Source organism: Sphingobium soli (assembly GCF_020782245.1).
GTDB lineage: Bacteria > Pseudomonadota > Alphaproteobacteria > Sphingomonadales > Sphingomonadaceae > Sphingobium > Sphingobium soli.
This window is the reverse complement of sequence record NZ_JAJGNP010000001.1, coordinates 228,581-247,361: the sequence shown is the minus strand read 5'-3', so window position 1 is coordinate 247,361 and position 18,781 is coordinate 228,581. Positions and strand designations below refer to the sequence as shown.

General features: G+C 62.5%; 18 protein-coding genes. 16 read left to right on the top strand and 2 right to left on the bottom strand.

Features of this window, described 5'->3' with window-relative positions:
• Nucleotides 1-82 precede the first annotated feature (82 nt).
• The 3 genes from tpiA (at nt 83) to LL253_RS01110 (ending at nt 3,056) form a co-directional block, all read left to right on the top strand.
• Nucleotides 83-844, top strand: a complete 762-nt coding sequence (gene tpiA / locus LL253_RS01120) for a triose-phosphate isomerase (RefSeq protein ID WP_228220750.1) — start codon at nt 83-85, stop codon at nt 842-844.
• Between the two features lie 121 nt (nt 845-965).
• The gene (gene secG, locus LL253_RS01115) at nt 966-1,334 is read left to right on the top strand and encodes a preprotein translocase subunit SecG (RefSeq protein ID WP_009822399.1); all 369 of its coding nucleotides are present in this window, start codon (nt 966-968) and stop codon (nt 1,332-1,334) included.
• Between the two features lie 90 nt (nt 1,335-1,424).
• A complete protein-coding gene (locus tag LL253_RS01110; RefSeq protein WP_228225888.1) occupies nt 1,425-3,056 on the top strand; it encodes a CTP synthase in 1,632 nt (543 codons plus the stop codon).
• A 63-nt stretch (nt 3,057-3,119) separates the two neighbouring features.
• On the opposite strand, the gene LL253_RS01105 is transcribed toward LL253_RS01110, so the two are convergent.
• The gene (locus tag LL253_RS01105) at nt 3,120-4,256 is read right to left on the bottom strand and encodes a PQQ-dependent sugar dehydrogenase (RefSeq protein ID WP_228226087.1); all 1,137 of its coding nucleotides are present in this window, start codon (nt 4,254-4,256) and stop codon (nt 3,120-3,122) included.
• A 184-nt stretch (nt 4,257-4,440) separates the two neighbouring features.
• On the opposite strand from LL253_RS01105, the gene rimP reads away from it, so the two are divergent.
• From rimP to LL253_RS01065, 8 genes are all read left to right on the top strand, one after another.
• Nucleotides 4,441-4,965: a ribosome maturation protein RimP gene (gene rimP / locus LL253_RS01100; RefSeq protein WP_228225887.1), complete on the top strand. Its 525-nt coding sequence runs from the start codon at nt 4,441-4,443 to the stop codon at nt 4,963-4,965.
• Nucleotides 4,966-4,979: 14 nt separating this feature from the next.
• Entirely contained in the window at nt 4,980-6,548 is a 1,569-nt protein-coding gene (gene nusA, locus LL253_RS01095; protein WP_009822394.1) for a transcription termination factor NusA, read from the top strand.
• Between the two features lie 5 nt (nt 6,549-6,553).
• Nucleotides 6,554-6,787: a tautomerase family protein gene (locus LL253_RS01090; RefSeq protein ID WP_228220752.1), complete on the top strand. Its 234-nt coding sequence runs from the start codon at nt 6,554-6,556 to the stop codon at nt 6,785-6,787.
• A 63-nt stretch (nt 6,788-6,850) separates the two neighbouring features.
• Nucleotides 6,851-7,510: a DUF448 domain-containing protein gene (locus LL253_RS01085; protein ID WP_228225886.1), complete on the top strand. Its 660-nt coding sequence runs from the start codon at nt 6,851-6,853 to the stop codon at nt 7,508-7,510.
• Between the two features lie 68 nt (nt 7,511-7,578).
• On the top strand, nt 7,579-10,149 hold the full coding sequence (gene infB, locus LL253_RS01080) for a translation initiation factor IF-2 (RefSeq protein WP_228225885.1): 2,571 nt from the start codon (nt 7,579-7,581) through the stop codon (nt 10,147-10,149).
• Nucleotides 10,150-10,271: 122 nt separating this feature from the next.
• On the top strand, nt 10,272-10,673 hold the full coding sequence (gene rbfA / locus LL253_RS01075; RefSeq protein ID WP_009822390.1) for a 30S ribosome-binding factor RbfA: 402 nt from the start codon (nt 10,272-10,274) through the stop codon (nt 10,671-10,673).
• Between the two features lie 96 nt (nt 10,674-10,769).
• Nucleotides 10,770-11,639 carry an alpha/beta hydrolase family protein gene (locus LL253_RS01070; RefSeq protein ID WP_228226086.1) on the top strand — a complete coding sequence of 290 codons (870 nt, stop codon included), beginning with the start codon at nt 10,770-10,772 and terminating at the stop codon, nt 11,637-11,639.
• Between the two features lie 10 nt (nt 11,640-11,649).
• Entirely contained in the window at nt 11,650-12,228 is a 579-nt protein-coding gene (locus LL253_RS01065) for a thymidine kinase (RefSeq protein WP_228225884.1), read from the top strand.
• 3 nt (nt 12,229-12,231) lie between these two features.
• Here the strand turns inward: LL253_RS01065 and LL253_RS01060 are convergent, their stop codons facing one another.
• A complete protein-coding gene (locus tag LL253_RS01060) occupies nt 12,232-12,927 on the bottom strand; it encodes an HAD family hydrolase (RefSeq protein WP_228225883.1) in 696 nt (231 codons plus the stop codon).
• Nucleotides 12,928-12,988: 61 nt separating this feature from the next.
• Between LL253_RS01060 and truB the strand changes: the two genes are divergently transcribed.
• The 5 genes from truB (at nt 12,989) to LL253_RS01035 (ending at nt 18,755) form a co-directional block, all read left to right on the top strand.
• Complete coding sequence (gene truB, locus LL253_RS01055) at nt 12,989-13,927, top strand: tRNA pseudouridine(55) synthase TruB (RefSeq protein WP_228225882.1); 939 nt, start codon at nt 12,989-12,991, stop codon at nt 13,925-13,927.
• A 17-nt stretch (nt 13,928-13,944) separates the two neighbouring features.
• Complete coding sequence (gene rpsO, locus LL253_RS01050; protein WP_009822385.1) at nt 13,945-14,214, top strand: 30S ribosomal protein S15; 270 nt, start codon at nt 13,945-13,947, stop codon at nt 14,212-14,214.
• Nucleotides 14,215-14,427: 213 nt separating this feature from the next.
• On the top strand, nt 14,428-16,743 hold the full coding sequence (gene pnp, locus LL253_RS01045) for a polyribonucleotide nucleotidyltransferase (RefSeq protein WP_037543400.1): 2,316 nt from the start codon (nt 14,428-14,430) through the stop codon (nt 16,741-16,743).
• A gap of 145 nt (nt 16,744-16,888) precedes the next feature.
• On the top strand, nt 16,889-17,908 hold the full coding sequence (locus LL253_RS01040; protein ID WP_228225881.1) for a sensor histidine kinase: 1,020 nt from the start codon (nt 16,889-16,891) through the stop codon (nt 17,906-17,908).
• 58 nt (nt 17,909-17,966) lie between these two features.
• Complete coding sequence (locus LL253_RS01035; protein ID WP_228225880.1) at nt 17,967-18,755, top strand: outer membrane protein assembly factor BamD; 789 nt, start codon at nt 17,967-17,969, stop codon at nt 18,753-18,755.
• Nucleotides 18,756-18,781: the final 26 nt, after the last annotated feature.

Below are 18,781 nucleotides of genomic sequence, written 5' to 3'. Positions count from 1 at the left end.
GCGTCTTGGAGGCGCCGCTTACCGGAGCGGCGATGACGTGCGCGGGCGCTACGTGCAGCAATAATCACAGGGGACTTGGCGGATGAACAGGCGCAAGCTGGTTGTCGGCAACTGGAAGATGAACGGGATGCGCGCGCATCTGGATGAAGTGGAGGCGATCGGCCGGGTCGCGGCGGCGCATCCAGACGTCGAAGTGGGGCTATGCCTGCCCGCGACGCTCATCATGGCGGGGTCCGAACGGCGCGGCGCGGCCTTCATCGGCGCGCAAAATTGTCATATGGATATCAGTGGGGCCTATACCGGTTCGCTATCGGCCGACATGCTGGCCGAAGCCGGCGCGACTTGGGTCATCACAGGTCATAGCGAACGACGCGAGGCGCGGGGCGAAACCAATGCCGATATCGCGGCCAAATCGGTGGCGGCGCACAAGGCGGGGATCAACGTCATTCTTTGCGTCGGCGAAACCCTGGCCGTGCGAGACGCCGGGCGCGCCGAACAGGTGGTCGCGGATCAACTGCTCGCCTCCCTGCCCGAAGGCGCGGCGGCGGATTGGCTCGCCGTCGCCTATGAGCCGATCTGGGCGATCGGCACCGGCCGAATCCCGACCATGGAAGCGGTTGCGACCATGCACGCGGCGCTGCGCAAGGCGCTGGCGAGCCGGATCGGCGCGGAAGCTGACATGATGCGCATTCTTTATGGCGGATCGATGAACGGCGACAATGCGGCCGACCTGATGGCGCTGGCGGATGTCGATGGCGGCCTCGTCGGTGGCGCGAGCCTCTCTGCGGCCAAATTCGCGCCGATCATCGAAGCGGCCGACCAGCGGATGAAAGCCGCGGCGTAAAACTCATGCGCAGGCGCTCGGCGGGAAAGGACCGGGCGGGGGCGCCCGACATGGTTGCCCCCGCGCGCCTTCGTCGCTATGTGCGCGCCAACGCTTTTTTCTTGTCCCGGACACCTGTCGCATGTTCACCTTCCTCCTCGTCGTGCAGGCGATCATCGCCGCCTTGCTGGTCACCGTCATCCTCATGCAGAAATCGGAAGGTGGCGGTCTGGGTGTAGGCGGCAGCCCGGCCGGCTTCATGTCGGCGCGCGGTGCGGCGGATTTCCTGACGCGATCGACCACGATCCTCGCCAGCGTCTTCGTCCTGTTGTCGATCGTCATGGCGGTGATCGCGTCGGTGCGTCATGCGCCCAGCGACATTGACACCTCGCTGGTGAAGCAGGCGCCCGCAACGCAGAGCGCGCCGGCGACTACTGACCCGCTGGCTGGCGCTGCCGCCAATGCGGCGTCCGCGCCCGCGTCCAACGACGCGGTTCCGCTCGCCAACTAAACCTTCCGCCGATCTTCTGATCTTTTTTTGAGCGCGCGTGGATTCGCGCGCTTGCCCTTTGTTGTTCCGAAAGGCTAAGCCTCTCCTCCCATGACGCGGTATATTTTCATCACCGGCGGCGTGGTCTCCTCGCTTGGCAAGGGCCTGATGGCCGCTTCGCTCGCAGCCCTTCTGCAAGCGCGAGGTTTCCGTGTGCGAATCCGGAAATTCGACCCCTATCTCAACGTCGATCCGGGCACGATGAGCCCCTACCAGCATGGCGAAGTCTATGTGACCGACGACGGGGCCGAGACCGATCTTGACCTGGGTCATTATGAGCGCTTCACCGGCGTGTCGGCGCGCCAGTCGGACAATGTGACGCAGGGACGCGTCTATCAGACGATCATCCAGCGCGAACGGCGCGGCGATTATCTGGGCGCGACGGTGCAGGTGATCCCGCACGTTACTGACGAGATCAAGGCGTTCGCGACGGCCGACACCGATGACCTGGACTTTGTGCTGTGTGAGATTGGCGGCACCGTTGGCGACATCGAATCGCTGCCCTTCATGGAAGCGATTCGCCAGCTGCATAATGATCTGGATCGCGGCCAGTCGATCTTCGTGCACGTAACGCTGGTGCCCTATATCGCCGCCGCAGGCGAATTGAAGACCAAGCCGACGCAGCGCAGCGTGCGCGATCTCACCTCGCTTGGCATTCAGCCCGATATATTGCTGTGCCGCTGCGAGCATCCGCTGCCCGATAGCGAGCGCAGGAAGATCGCGCTCTTCTGCAACGTCCGCCCCGAGGCGGTGATCCCCGCGCGCGACGCCAAAAGCATCTATGCGGTGCCTGAACAATATCATGCCGAAGGGCTGGACCGAGAAGTCCTGCGCGCCTTTGGGATGGGCGACGCGCCACCGCCAAAGCTCGACCGCTGGGTGGACATCATGGATCGTCAGCTCAATCCCGAAGGGGAAGTGACAATCGGCGTCGTCGGCAAATATGTCGGCCTGCTCGACGCCTACAAATCGCTCTATGAGGCGCTCAACCATGGCGGCCTCGCCAACCGGGTGAAGGTCAACGTCAAGTGGATCGACGCGGAGTTGTTCGAGAAGGGCGACGACCTTGCGGCCAGTCTTGAGCCCATGCACGGTATCCTGGTACCCGGCGGCTTTGGCGTACGCGGATCGGAAGGCAAGATCGCCTCAGTCAGGTTCGCGCGTGAACGCAATGTGCCATTCTTCGGCATTTGCCTTGGCATGCAGATGGCCTGCATCGAAGGGGCGCGGAACACGGCCGGCATTCCCGACGCATCGACCACCGAATTTGGCGAGACGTCTGAACCGGTCGTCGGCCTGATCACCGAATGGATGAGCACGGAAGGCTTGCAGAAGCGCACCGCCGAGACCGATCTGGGTGGCACGATGCGGCTGGGGGCCTATCCCGCCAAGCTGACCGGCAACAGCGTCGTCGCGGGCATTTACGGCGTCGATGACATCAGCGAACGGCATCGCCATCGCTATGAAGTCAATGCCGGCTATCGCGAACGGCTGGAAAAGGGCGGCCTCATCTTCTCGGGCATGTCACCCGATGGAACTTTGCCCGAAATCGTCGAGCGACCGGATCATCCCTGGTTCGTCGGCGTGCAGTTCCACCCGGAACTCAAGTCCAAGCCCTTCGACCCGCATCCTCTGTTCGCCAGCTTCATTGAAGCAGCGGTCAAGCAGAGCCGATTGGTATGACGCACCGCTAATTCCGTTCGCGCTGGTCGAAGCATTTGTTACGGCCAGCGCGAACGAGCAGGTTTATCCCGCCGGCGTCAGTTTCAGCATCCGTCCCTGCGATCCCTGGCCGCCATCCTCCAGCAGCCACAATGCGCCGTCCGGTCCCTGTTCGACTTCGCGAATGCGTGCGCCCATGTCCCACTGGTCGGCCTTTGAAGCCTTCTCGCCGTCCAGTCTGACCCGGACCAGGCTCTGGCTGGACAGGCCGCCTATGAACAGGCTGTTCTTCCATTGTGGGAAGAGATCGCCCGAATAATAGAGTAATCCGGCCGGCGAAATGACCGGGTTCCAGCTGACCTTCGGCGCTTCGAAACCATCGCCGGGGGCATGATCGGGGATCGGCCTGCCGTCATAATGGTCGCCGTTCGACACATTAGGATAGCCATAGTTGAGGCCGGGCTTGATCAGGTTAACCTCGTCGCCGCCCTTCGGCCCCATTTCCTGTTCCCACAGCCGCCCGTCCTTGTCGAACGCGATCCCCAGGAGATTGCGATGGCCATAGGACCAGATGGCGGGATCAAATCCCTGCGCGCCGAGCGGATTGCTGGCGGCCGGCGTGCCGTCCGGATTGAGGCGCAGCACCTTGCCCAGCGTAGCCTTGGGGTCCTGGGCGGGATCGAATTTCTGCCGTTCGCCATTGGTGAAGAACAGATATTTGCCGTCGGGTGAAAAGGCGATCCGCCCCGAATAATGGCCGTTGCCTTCGACATAAGGGCTGGCGCGGAAAATGACCGCCACATCATCGAGCGCGGTCGTCCCATCGCTAGCCTGATTGAATTTCCCCTTGGCCAATGCCACGCCCTTGCCGCCGTCACGGGCTTCTGAAAAGCTGAAATAGACGATTTTGTCCTGCCCAAAGCCGGGCGACAGGACGACATCCATCAGCCCGCCTTGCCCGGCGCTGTCGACCGCGGGAATGCCGGACACAGGAATTTTCGTTCCGTTTTTTGGATCGAACAGGATCATTTCCCCCGCCTTTTCCGTGACCAGCGCGCGTCCGTCCGGCAGGAAGGTCATCGCCCAGGGCGAATCGAAATCGGCGATGATCGATGTCTTGAATGGTTTGTCGGCCGAACTGGCCGTATTCTGGCCCGTGGCGTTGTCCGCCGAACAGGCGATCAGGATGAAGGGCAGGGCGGCAAGCGGAAGGCGGCGCATCATCGTCTCCATTGTCGACGGGGCAATCAATATGGCTGATAGAATGAGCCATCACGAATAATGTTGCAGATATTCGACGCTCCGCCTATATCAGCAATGCTTCCTTACATCGTCAAAAATGTCGGGGTCGCGGGCAGATGCTCGCGGCGACGCGGAAGCGCGCATGATAGTTTCTGGAGATTGCATGGCGGACATCGCCGCACTGACCGCTTTGATAGAACCCGAGGTCCAGGCCTTGGGTTTTGATCTTGTGCGTATCAAGCTGTTCGGATCGGGTGACGACTACACGCTTCAGATCATGGCGGAAAATCCCAGGACGAAGCAACTGGTCATCGAAGATTGCGCAACCATTTCCCGCCGCCTGTCGGACGTGCTGGATGAAGCCGACCCGATCGAGGAGGCCTATCGTCTGGAAGTCAGCTCGCCTGGCATCGACCGCCCGTTGACACGCCTGCATGATTTCCAGGAATGGGCCGGCCATGAAGCGAAGATTAGCGCGAGCGAGATCGTATCGGGCCGCAAGAGCTTCCGCGGTGTCGTCAACGGCGTGGACGGTGATGAGATACTCTTCACCGACGCCAAGTCCGGTGACGTCCGAATTCCTTTTGCGCTGGTCGACGAGGCCAAGCTGCTGCTGACTGACGCACTGATTGCTGCTAGTATGCCGCTCTCCTCTGATGGGGCGGACGAATTTGAAACCGAAGAATAAGGGTTCATAAAGTCATGGCCAACGCCATTTCCGCCAACAAGGCCGAACTGATTGCCATCGCCAATTCGGTGGCGAGCGAAAAGATGATCGACAAGGCCATCGTCATCGAGGCGATGGAGGACGCGATTCAGCGCGCCGCGCGCGCTCGTTATGGTGCCGAAAACGATATTCGCGCCAAGCTGGACCCGGATAGCGGTGACCTGCGCCTGTGGCGCGTCGTCGAAGTCGTCGAAACGGTCGAGGATTATTTTAAACAGGTCGATCTCAAGCAGGGGCAAAAGCTCAAGAAGGACGCGGTGATCGGCGACTTCATCGTTGATCCGCTACCCGCGATCGACCTTGGCCGCATCGACGCCCAGTCGGCCAAGCAGGTCATCTTCCAGAAGGTCCGCGACGCTGAGCGTGAGCGTCAGTATGAAGAATATAAGGACCGCGTGGGTGAGATCATCACCGGCGTCGTGAAATCCGTCGAATTCGGCCATGTCGTCGTCAATCTGGGCCGCGCCGAGGGCGTGATCCGCCGCGACCAGCAGATTCCGCGCGAAGTCGTCCGGGTCGGCGACCGCATCCGCTCGGTCGTGCTCAACGTCCGCCGTGAAAATCGCGGGCCGCAGATTTTCCTCAGCCGCGCGCATCCCGAATTCATGAAGAAGCTGTTCGCGCAGGAAGTCCCCGAAATCTACGATGGCGTCATCACCATCATGGCCGCCGCCCGCGATCCGGGCAGCCGCGCCAAGATTGGCGTCATCAGCCGCGACAGCAGCATCGATCCCGTCGGCGCCTGCGTCGGCATGAAGGGCAGCCGCGTTCAGGCCGTCGTGCAGGAAATGCAGGGTGAAAAGATCGACATCATCCCCTGGTCGGAAGACACCGCGACCTTCGTCGTCAACGCGCTCCAGCCCGCACAGGTCGCCCGCGTGGTGATCGATGAGGAAGAAGAACGTATCGAGGTCGTCGTTCCCGACGATCAGCTCTCGCTCGCCATTGGTCGTCGCGGCCAGAATGTCCGCCTCGCCAGCCAGCTGACCGGCAAGGCCATCGACATCATGACCGAAGCCGACGCGTCCGAAAAGCGCCAGAAGGAATTCGTCGCCCGTTCCGAAATGTTCCAGAACGAGCTGGACGTCGACGAAACGCTTTCGCAGCTGCTGGTGGCCGAAGGCTTTGGCGAGCTGGAAGAGGTCGCCTATGTCACCGTCGAGGAACTGGCCGGAATCGAGGGCTTTGACGAGGATCTCGCCGCCGAGTTGCAGAGCCGCGCGCAGGAAGCGCTGGACCGCCGCGAAGCCGCCGCGCGCGAGGAGCGCCAGGCGCTCGGCGTCGATGATGCGCTGGCCGATATGCCGCATTTGACCGAGGCGATGCTCGTCACTCTGGGCAAGGCGGGCATCAAGACGCTGGACGATCTTGCCGATCTCGCCACTGACGAACTGATCGCCAAGAAGCGTGTCGATCAGCGTCGCCGCAAGTCTGAAACGACCGAGGACAAGGGCGGCATCCTGTCGGCCTATGGCCTCAATGAAGAGCAGGGCAATGAGATCATCATGGCCGCCCGCGCGCATTGGTTCGAAGAGGAAGCCTGACACCCATGCCATTTGTCGACATCCGCCTGGCCGGCAGCGTTACGCGCGAGCAGAAAGCCGCAATCGCTGCCGACGTCACTCAGTCGCTCGTTGAGCGGCTGGGTAAGCCGGCGGCTGCCGTTCAGATCGTCATTTCGGAAGTGTCGCCTGAAAATTATGCGGCCGGCGGTCAGTTGATCGCCGACCGCGCGGCCCCTTCATCCAGGGAGGACGCCAATGCCGCGGACACTCCCCGATGAGAGAATAAGCGCCCTCGACAGCGTTGGACTTGCACCGCTTTCCGTTCTGACGGAGGAGCGCGCATGACTGAACGCAAATGCATATTGACCGGCGATCGCGCCGATCCCGCCATGCTGATCCGTCTGGCCGTCGGGCCGGAGGGACAGATTTTGCCCGATCTGCGCGCCAAGGCGCCCGGGCGCGGCGCATGGATCGGCGTCAGCCGACCCGAACTGGAATCCGCTTTGGCCAAGGGCAAGCTGAAGGCGGCCCTCGCGCGCGCTTTCAAGACCGGCGAATTGCAGGTCCCTGATACGCTGCCCGACCTCATCGAACAGGGGTTGCGCAAGGCGGTGCTTGACCGGCTGGGGCTGGAGGCGCGGGCGTCCATGCTTCTGACGGGTTCGGAAAAGATCGACGTCGCCTGTCGCAAGGGAGACGTCAAATTGCTGCTGCATGCGTCCGACGCGGCCGCAGACGGCAATCGCAAACTGGACCAGGCGCTGCGGGTGGGGCAGGATGCGGAAGGCACGGATCTGGCGGGTATCACCTTGCCTGTGGACCGCGATGCACTATCTATGGCAATGGGGCGCGACAATGTCGTCCACATCGCGATTACCGACTCGCGTGCGGCGGCGCGTCTTCGCGGCGCTATCGGCCGCTTGGAAAGCTATCTGGGTTGCGCTACCGAAGCGCCCGCGCATGGGGAGCCTGCCTCCACCGACGCGCCGGGCGTCGGTTAGGCATCGGGATTGAAGGCGCCGGCGGGCCTATCCGGCCGGAGCGGAAGTGAAGGGTTAAGTTCGAACATATGAGTGACAGCAAGGAAGACAAGCCGGTTCTGGGCCGCAAGCCGCTGGGCATCAAGCGGACCGTCGAATCCGGTCAGGTGCAGCAGCAGTTCAGCCATGGCCGCAAGAATACGGTCGTGGTCGAAGTGAAGCGGCGCCGCGTCCCCATGGGCAAGCCTGGTGAGACGACCGGTGCTGCGCCTGCGGCTGCGCCCGAGGCGAACCTCAAGCCCGCAGCGCCTGCGCCGCAGCGGCCCGCGCCTCCGCCGCCGCCCCGTCCGGTCGCGCAAAACTCCATGCTGTCCCGCAAGGAATTGCAGGAAAAGCTGCTGCGCGAGGCGGAAGAAGCCCGCATGACCGCTCTGGAAGACGCGCGTCGCCGTGAGGATGCTGCGCGTCAGGCGGCGAGTGAGGAAGAAAAGCGCAGGGCGGAGGAAAATCGCCAAGCCGCTGAAGCCGAGGCGGAGCGCGAAGCTGCGGAGGCGTCCGCGCCTGCGGCCCAGCCGGCAGCCGAAGAGCCCAAGGCCGAAGCCGCGCCTGCTGCTGAGCCCGCTCCCGAAGCGGCGCCAGCTGCGCCTGCCACGCCTGCCGCCCCTGCATCGGCGATGCCGCCGCCACGCCGCTTCACGCCGGTGACGCCGGCCAAGCGGCCCGAACCAGCCAAGCCGGAGCGTGCCAAGCGGGGCGACGATAATCGGCGCCAGTCTGGCAAGCTGACCGTTACGCGCGCGCTCGCTGACGACGACAGCGCCCGCGCCCGCAGCCTCGCCGCGCTGAAGCGCGCGCGGGAGAAGGAACGTCGCGCTCATTATTCGGGCGGCAGCCAGCCGCGCGAGAAACAGTCGCGCGATGTCATCGTGCCGGAAAGCATCACGGTCCAGGAACTCGCCAACCGCATGGCCGAAAAGGGCGCGGATCTGGTCAAGGCCCTGTTCAAGATGGGCACCGCCGTCACGCTTAACCAGCCGATCGACCAGGATACGGCAGAGCTGCTGGTCGAGGAATTCGGCCACCGCATTCAGCGCGTGTCCGATGCCGACGTCGAAATCGGCATGCAGGGCGAGGATGATGCGGCCGAAACGCTGAAAGCACGTCCGCCGGTCGTTACGATCATGGGCCATGTCGATCACGGCAAGACCTCGCTGCTCGACGCGCTGCGCGGCACCAGCGTGGTGTCGGGCGAAAGCGGCGGCATCACGCAGCATATCGGCGCCTATCAGATCAAGACGAAGGGCGGCGACCTCATCACCTTCCTTGACACGCCGGGTCACGAGGCTTTCTCGGAAATGCGCGCGCGTGGCGCCAACGTCACCGACATCGTCATCCTGGTGGTGGCGGCCGATGACGGGTTGATGCCGCAGACGATCGAGGCGATCAATCATACCAAGGCGGCCGGCGTGCCGATGATCGTTGCGATCAACAAATGCGACAAGCCCGAAGCCAATCCGCAGAAGGTGCGTGAGCGCCTGCTGGAGCATGAAGTCATTGTCGAGGATATGGGTGGCGAAACCCAGGACGTCGAAGTGTCCGCGCTCAAGAAGCAGGGCCTGGATACGCTGATCGACAAGATTCTGTTGCAGTCCGAACTGCTCGAACTTGTCGCCAACCCCGATCGCGCCGCCGAAGGCAATGTGATCGAGGCACAGCTCGACAAGGGCCGTGGCGCGGTGGCGACCATTCTCGTCCGTCGCGGCACGCTCAAGGTCGGCGACACGTTCGTCGTCGGCGCTGAAAGCGGCAAGGTCCGCGCGATGATCAACGATCAGGGGCAGCAGGTGAAATCGGCCGGTCCCTCGACCCCGGTTGAAGTGCTGGGCCTGTCGGGCGTTCCGATGGCCGGCGACCAGATGACGGTCGTCGAAAATGAAGCCCGCGCCCGCGAAGTCGCTGCCTATCGTCAGGAACAGGCGACCAAAAAGCGCACGACCGCCGCGCCGACCAGCTTCGAGCATATGTTCTCGGCGCTCAATACGCAGGTCATCGAATATCCGGTGGTGGTGAAGGGCGACGTGCAGGGGTCGGTCGAAGCGATCGTTTCGTCGCTCAACAAGATTTCGACCGACGAGATCAAGGTTCGCATCCTGCATTCGGGTGTCGGCGCTATCACTGAAAGCGACGTGACGCTGGCCGCGGCCAGCCGCGCGCCGCTGATCGGCTTCAACGTCCGCCCCAATGCCAAGGCGCGTCAGCTGGCGGAACGCGAGAAAATCTCGCTGCGCTATTATGACGTGATCTATGACCTTCTTGAGGAAGTTCGTGGAGAAATGGCGGGCCAGTTGGCGCCGGAACGCATCGAAACGGTCGTTGGCCGCGCCGAAGTGCTTCAGGTGTTCCCGGCAGGCAAGAAGGACAAGGCGGCTGGTCTGCTGGTCCTCGACGGCATCATTCGCAAGGGTCTGGCCGCCCGCCTTACCCGCGACGATGTTATCGTATCGCGCACCAACATCGCCTCGCTGCGTCGCTTCAAGGACGATGTGTCCGAAGTGCGTGCCGGTATGGAATGTGGCGCGGTGCTCCAGGACACCAACGACATCAAGCCGGGCGACATGCTCGAACTGTTTGAGGTCGAGGAGCGCCAGCGCACCTTGTAACGCGCATTCCCCCTCCCGGACATGGGAGGGGCAGGGGGGCGGGCTCGCCCTCTCCGGAAAGTGTAACGGCCGGTGGGTCGAGCCCGCCCCCGGCCCCTCCCGCAAATGGGAGGGGAGGATTTATGTCCAACCAACCCGAAGGTCCCTCCGTCCGCCTGTTGCGCGTCGGTGAACAAGTGCGTCATGTCCTGTCCGAAATCCTGCAACGGGGCGACGTTCATGATGACGTGCTCTCCAGCCATGTCGTCAGCGTGACGGAGGTGCGCATGTCGCCGGACCTGCGCCACGCCACAGTCTTCATCAAGTCGCTGCTGGGGCAGGATGAGGATGCGGTGCTGAAAGCGCTGCGGACTAACACGGCCTATCTTCAACGCGAAGTGGCGCATCGCATTCGCCTCAAATATGCCGCAAAGCTCAAATTCCTTTCCGACGAAAGTTTCGACGAAGGCAGTCATATCGACAAGCTGTTGCGCGACCCCAAGGTCGCGCGTGACTTGGATGCGCCGGAGGAGGACGCGGAATAGCTTCGACGGGACGGCTTCCTGTCGCTAGCATCATTTTTTAATGCAGGCATAAGGGGGTGGCATGTGACGAAGATCGCTTGGGCGGCGGCCGCCGCCATGATGGTTGCAGGCATGGGTCAGGCCCTTGCGCGGGATGCCGCCATTCATTCTGCTGTTACGACAGATCCCAAGCCTGACGCGGCTCATCCCGCAGGCATGAGCGCCTTGGTCATTCCCGCTCAGGACGGCGCAATGAATGCGGTGATGTACACCGCCCAGGGCGGCGGGCTGCACCCGACCTTATTGCTGTTGCACGGCTTTCCCGGCAACGAGCAGAATCTCGATCTGGCGCAGGCGGCGCGCCGGGCCGGCTGGAACGTGCTGACCCTCCATTACCGCGGCAGTTGGGGTAGTCCCGGCGTATTTTCCTTCAACAATGCGTCGGAAGATGCCTTCACCGCGCTTCAATTCCTGCAACAGCCCGCCAATGTCGCCCGCTATCACATCGACACCAGCGCGATCGTCGTGGCCGGCCACAGCATGGGCGGCTTCATGGCGGCGGATGCGGCAGCAGCAGAACCGCATGTCGCGGGCCTGTTCCTGATCGATCCATGGGATCCGGCACAGACGGTCACGGCGTTGGCGACCCCGGATGGCGAAGCAGCCTGGAAGGCCGAAGTGGAAAGCGACCTGCCGCCTCTTGCCGGGGCAAGCTATGAAAGCCTGACCGGCGAGATCAAAGCGGATGCGGGCAAGTTCGACCTTGGCCGTCGCCTGGCGGGCTATGGCCGTCGGCCGCTCAGCATAATCGGCGCCGAACGCGGTATCGGCGACATGGCGCGCAAGGCGACCGCCGACGCGCAAGGCGCCAATCCATCGGCGCGCCTGATGGTCTGGCCCACCGACCACAGCTTTTCCGACAAACGCATCGCGCTGGCCGACGCGCTGGTCCGCTTCCTGGCTGGCGTTGCGCCCACGATCCGCTAGATCCGGCGCGATGGCGAAGCTCTATTTCTACTATAGTTCGATGAATGCGGGGAAATCGACTACCCTGCTGCAATCCGATTTCAACTATCGCGAGCGCGGCATGGACACGATGCTGTGGACCGCCGCTGTCGATACCCGTTACGGCAGCGGGCGCATCGCATCGCGTATCGGGCTGGAGGCACAGGCCCATTTGTTCGAGCCGGGTGTCGACCTGTACGCCGCGATCGCCCGGCAGCATGACGCCACGCCCCTATCCTGCGTTCTTGTGGACGAGGCGCAGTTCCTGACCCGTGATCAGGTGTGGCAGCTAGCGGCGGTGGCCGACAGCCTGGGCATTCCAGTGCTCTGTTATGGGTTGCGCACCGACTTTCGGGGCAACCTGTTTGACGGCAGCGCGCATTTGCTCGGCATCGCCGACGCGCTGACGGAGATCAAGACGGTGTGTGACTGCGGACGCAAGGCGACGATGAACCTGCGTGTCGATGCACAGGGCAGGGCGGTCCGGCAGGGCGACCAGACCGACATCGGCGGTAATGACCGCTATGTCGCGCTGTGTCGCCGTCATTTTGTCGCCGCTTTGAACGGCTGATTTTCAGCCGAGCGTCTCTATCCAGCCAGGTAACTGCCCAAGTCGGTCCAGTTGCACGAACCGGGGATGACCTTCCGGCGCCGCTGCGCCTTCATGCGACCAGGCTCCTGCCTGCGGGATGAACGCCGCCCATGCGCCTGCCTCCAGCGCGGGCAGGATATCGGATCGCATCGAATCGCCCGCCATGACGGTCCGATGCGCGTCGATGCCGTGCCGCTCGAACAGCGCCCGGAACGTGTCCGCTTTCTTGTCGCTGACGATTTCTATGCCGGAAAACAGGTCGCCCAGCCCTGAAGCGGCAAGCTTGCTTTCCTGATGCAGAAGGTCGCCCTTCGTCACCAGCACTAGAGGCGCCATAGCTGCCAGCGCGCGCAGCGTATCCTCTACCCCATCGAACAATTCGACCGGATGCGCCAGCAGCGCGCGGCCAGCCGCCAATATCTCTTCGATCATCGCGCCAGTCACCGCGTCGCCGGCAAGGTCTACAGCGGTTTCGATCATCGAGAGCGTGAAGCCCTTTGCGCCATAGCCATAGAGCGGCAGGTTGCGGGTCTCGCACGCGATCAGCCGCTCGCGCGTGACCTGCGCTTGCGCGAAGGGGCGCAGCATGTCGAGCAGCGCGTCTTCGGTCGCGTTGAAGTGGCGCATATTATGCCAGAGCGTGTCGTCGGCATCGAGGCAGATCAGGTCTATCGTCATGCCAGGGCGTTAGCGGATTAAAGGCTGACAGGACAATATCAGGCAGATAAGGGCGGCCGCCATGCATGGCTGGATCATTCTCGATAAACCCCATGGTCTTGGCTCCACCCAGGCGGTCAGCGCGGTCAAGCGCGTCCTGCGCCAAAGTGGGGCGGGCAAGGTCAAGGTCGGCCATGGCGGCACGCTCGATCCGCTGGCGACCGGCGTGCTGCCGATTGCGATCGGCGAAGCGACCAAGCTGGCCGGACGCATGCTCGACAGCGACAAGGTTTATGAGTTCACTGTCGCTTTCGGTGTCCAGACCGATACGCTCGATCTGGAAGGGGAGCCGATCGCGACCAGCGACCACCGTCCAACACGGGCGCAGGTGGACGCGATCCTGCCACGCTTCACTGGCCCAATCGAGCAGGTGCCGCCCGCCTATAGCGCCATCCTGATCGACGGCCAGCGCGCCTATGATCTGGCTCGCCGGGGCGAGGCGGTAGAGATGAAGACGCGGGCGGTGACGATCCATTCCCTCACTTCCGTCAGGTTCGATCCTGTCGAGAGCCCTCGCGAATCGTTCTCGACAGGTTCGAACCGAACGGAGGATGGTGCTTTGGCCTCCCTTACCCTCACCGCCCACGTCTCCAAGGGCACCTATATCCGCTCCCTGGCCCGCGACATCGCGCTGGCGCTGGGCACCGTCGGTCATGTCACCATGCTGCGCCGGGTGAAGGCCGGGCCGTTCACGCTGGACTCGGCAATTTCGCTGGACATTTTGAATGACGCTGCTACGGGGCATGGCATCGCGCAGTATATGCTGCCGTTGACGGCGGGGCTGGACGACATCCCGGCCCTTTCCGTCAGCCCCGATGAAGCATTGGCTCTCCGTCAGGGGAAGATGCTCATCGGGAAACCGCACACCGGTCTCCTGCTGGCTATGCTGGGCGAAACGCCCATCGCGCTGGTGGAGTCCAGTGGCCCGGACATCCGGGTGGTGCGCGGCTTCAATCTCTAGATACGAAAGGAAGCCCGATGTCGATCACTGCTGAGCGCAAGGAAGCGCTGATCAAGGAACATGCCCGCGCCGAAGGCGACACCGGTTCGCCCGAAGTCCAGGTTGCGATCCTGTCGGAGCGCATTTCCAACCTGACCGAGCATTTCAAGGGTCATCACAAGGATAACCACAGCCGTCGCGGCCTGCTGATGCTGGTCAACAAGCGTCGTTCGCTGCTGGATTATCTCAAGAAGAAGGATGAGGGCCGCTACAGCGACCTAATCGCCAAGCTGGGCCTGCGCAAGTAAGTCTGCTATACAAAGGAACGGCCCCCCACGGGGCCGTTTCCGATTCCGGGATTTCGTCCCTGCCTGTGGCGGGGACATGCAAGAGGGAGATCGCGCAATCCGGTGCGATCCCCGAATACGGAGCCACACGATGCTCCGACACCGCAGCGGGCCGGTTAGCCCGCAGATGAGGCCCCGCCGGGCAATAGGGCCATGGCGGGCGAAGGAAAAAGCATGTTTGATGTAAAGAAAGTTTCGATCGAGCTGGCAGGCAAGACCCTGACTCTCGAAACCGGTCGCATTGCGCGTCAGGCCGACGCCGCCGTGCTGGCGACCTATGGCGAAACGGTGGTCCTGTGCGCCGTGACCGCCGCCAAGTCGGTGAAGGACGGGCAGGATTTCTTCCCGCTCACCGTCCATTATCAGGAAAAATATTCCGCTGCCGGCCGCATCCCCGGCGGCTTCTTCAAGCGCGAGCGCGGCGCGACGGAAAAGGAAACACTGGTTTCCCGTCTGATCGACCGTCCGATCCGCCCGCTGTTCCCCGAAGGTTTCTACAACGAAATCAACGTTATTGCTCAGGTGTTGAGCTTCGACGGCGAAAGCGAACCCGACATCGTGGCGATGATCGCTGCCTCGGCTGCGCTCACCCTGTCGGGCGTGCCCTTCATGGGGCCGATCGGCGCTGCGCGCGTGGGCTACAAGGATGGCGAATATCAGCTGAATCCCTCGCTCGAAGAAGCGAAGGAAGGCGACCTCGACCTCGTCGTGGCCGCCACGGGTAACGCCGTGATGATGGTCGAATCCGAAGCCAAGGAATTGTCGGAAGACGTCATGCTGGGCGCTGTCATGTTTGCGCATGACGCGGCCAAGAAGGTCGTCAATGCGATCATCGACCTTGCCGAGCAGGCAGCCAAGGATCCTTGGGAAATGGCCGCGCAGGATGATCTTGGCGGCCTCAAAAAGAAGCTGACCAAGCTGATCGGCAAGGATATCGCCGCCGCCTACAAGCTGACCGACAAGTCGGCGCGCTCCAATGCGCTCAACGAAGCGCGCGCCAAGGCTAAGGCCTTCTTCGCTGAGGAAGAACTGGACGCCCAGACCGTCATGGCCGGGATCAAGCTGACCAAGAAGCTGGAAGCCGAAATCGTCCGCACTGCGATCCTCAAGGACGGCCAGCGCATCGATGGCCGCACCACGACGCAGATCCGTCCGATCGAGGCGATGGTCGGCTTCCTGCCGCGCACCCATGGTTCGGCTTTGTTCACCCGCGGTGAAACGCAGGCGATCTGCACCACCACGCTGGGCACCAAGGACGCCGAGCAGATGATCGACGGCCTCACTGGCCTGCATTATGAAAACTTCATGCTGCACTATAACTTCCCGCCCTATTCGGTCGGTGAAGTCGGCCGCTTCGGTGCGCCGGGTCGTCGTGAAGTGGGTCATGGCAAGCTCGCCTGGCGCGCGCTGCATCCCGTGCTGCCAAGCAAGGATGAGTTCCCCTACACCATCCGCGTCCTCTCCGACATCACCGAGTCCAACGGTTCGTCGTCGATGGCGACCGTCTGCGGCGGTTCGCTTTCGATGATGGACGCAGGTGTTCCCTTGAAGCGTCCGGTGTCGGGCATCGCCATGGGCCTGATCCTGGAAGGCAAGGACTATGCCGTCATCAGCGACATCCTGGGTGATGAGGATCATCTGGGCGACATGGACTTCAAGGTCGCGGGCACGGAAAACGGCATCACCACGATGCAGATGGACATCAAGGTCGCCGGCATCACGCAGGAAATCTTCGAAGTCGCCCTGCGTCAGGCGAAGGAAGGCCGCGCGCATATCCTGGGTGAGATGAGCAAGGCGCTGTCCTCGACCCGCACCGAATTGTCGGCGCATGCTCCGCGCATCGAAACGATCCAGATCGACAAGTCGAAGATTCGCGACGTCATCGGCACGGGCGGCAAGGTCATCCGCGAGATCGTCGCGGAAACCGGTGCGAAGGTCGATATCGACGACGAAGGCATCATCAAGATTTCCTCGTCCGATACCGCCCAGATCGAAGCCGCGAAAAAGTGGATTCTCGGCATCGTCGAGGAAGCGGAAGTCGGCAAGATCTACAGCGGCAAGGTAGTCAACATCGTTGACTTTGGCGCGTTCGTGAACTTCATGGGCGGCAAGGACGGTCTTGTCCACGTGTCCGAAATGAAGAATGAGCGCGTGGAAAAGCCGACCGACGTCGTGTCGGAAGGCCAGGAAGTGAAGGTCAAGGTTCTCGAAATCGACCCGCGCGGCAAGGTGCGCCTGTCCATGCGCGTCGTCGATCAGGAAACTGGCGAGGAACTGGAGGACACCCGTCCCGCCCGCGAACCGCGTGAACCGCGCGGCGACCGGGGGGAAGGCCGTGGCGACCGCAACCGTCGTGATCGCGGTGGCGACCGTGGCGGTCGTGGCGATCGTGGTCCCCGTCGCGACCGTGGCCCCCGTGGCGATGGCGGCGGCAAGGGCGACGATGACGGCTCCAGCGCTGGGCTGCCCGACTTCCTGACCCAGGACTGATAAGCCGACCCTGAAAAGGGGAGCAACTGAAGAAGGCGTTCGGTTTCGGACGCCTTTTTTGGTGGATGGGCCGGTTGACTGATTTCAATCAATGCGCTTCCGTAAGGACTTGGATATTGTGCCGACCAGCCAAACGGGGATCATCATGCAGCGGAGCAACGAGCGCTTTGTCGAACGCCTGCCGCTCGTCCTTGACCGACCGATATATGCCTATCTGCTGACCTTTCTGTTCTGCACGGCGGGGCTGATGCTGCGTTTTGCAGCGGAACCCTTGTTACCGCAGGGCTATCCGTTCGTTACCTTCTTCCCGGCTGTCATCCTGTCTTCCTTCCTGTTCGGTGTTCGGCCGGGAATTTTCGGGGCCACTATCGGGGGTTTTGCCTCCTGGTATTTTTTCATCAACCCGATCCACAGTTTTACCCTGAATCCCGCCGTGGCGACGGCCATGCTGTTCTATACCGGCGTCGTTACGGTGGACATTATCCTCATCCATTTCATGCAACGCGCCAATTTCAATCTGGCGGTTGAGCGCGAACGTAGCCGCGCGCTGGCCGAAAATCGCGAGCTGCTGTTTCGCGAGTTGCAACACCGGGTGTCCAATAATCTTCAGGTGGTCGCAGCGATGCTGTCGCTCCAGCGGCGGCATGTCGATCATGACGTGGCGCGGCGTGCGCTGGATGATGCGTCCGCGCGGCTGGCTTTGATCGGCAGAATCAGTCGCGCCCTCTATGATCCATCGGGGCGAGGACAGGATATGAACGCTTTTCTTCATACCCTGACCGCGGACATTCTGGACGCATCGGGTCGCAGCGATGTCAAGGTTGAGGTTTCCGCGCCGGAGGCATTGGTCCTGGCCTCGGACGTCACGGTACCCCTGGCTTTGGTCGTGGCGGAATCGGTCAGCAATGCGATCGAACATGGTCTGCCTGACCGGCCCGGCACTATCTGTGTAACGTTGGAAAGCGCGGACGGCGAACTCACGCTGCGCATCATGGACAATGGCAAGGGCGTTCCGCCAAATTTCGACGCGAATGAGGGGCCGTCTTTGGGCCTGCGCATCGCCAACGCGCTGGCGATGCAGCTTGGCGGCCGCTTCGCGCTACAGCCCGCCGCAACGGGCGGCACCATCGCGCGACTTGACTTGCCGCTGGCTGCGACCTGTTGAACAGGGCGCACCATTCTGGCGCTTGGCGGCGGCGCGTCGCTCGGCTATGACCCGCCCCATGCTGACGAAAACCCTGACGCGCATCGGCGCGGCCACCGCTCTGGTCCTGATCGCCTCGCCCGTCCTGACCGGCTGTTCGACATCGAAGAACAAGGCGGACACGCTCTATGTCGCCCGGGACGTGTCGACATTATATAACAGCGGCAAGGACCGGCTTGATCGCGGCCAGTATAAGCTGGCGGCCGCGCTGTTCGATGAGGTGGAGCGTCAGCATCCCTATTCGCCCTGGGCGCGCCGCGCGCAACTCATGTCGGCGTTCAGCTATTATATGAACCGCGATTATGCCGAATCCATTTCGGCGGCGCAGCGCTTCCTGTCGATCCACACTGGCAACAAGGATGCGCCCTACGCTTATTATCTGATCGCCATCTGCTATTATGAGCAGATCGCCGACGTCACCCGCGACCAGAAGATCACGCAGCAGGCGCTCGATTCGCTCGGCGAACTGATCCGTCGCTATCCCCAGACGCGCTATGCCGCCGATGCGCGATTGAAGGTCGATCTGGTCAACGACCATCTGGCCGGCAAGGAAATGGAGGTTGGTCGCTTCTATCAGCGGCGCGGCCAGTGGCTTGCGGCCACGCTGCGGTTCCGCACGGTCATCGATAGATATCAGACGACGACCCATACGCCCGAAGCGTTAGAGCGCCTGGTCGAATCCTATCTGTCGCTCGGCATCCCGACCGAAGCGCAAAAGGCCGCCGCCGTGCTCGGCCGCAATTATCCGGGCACCAAATGGTATGAGCGCAGCTACAAGCTGATGCAGGAACATGGCGGCGCGGCCTGAGCCGCCGCTTTCCCTGTTCCCCTTTT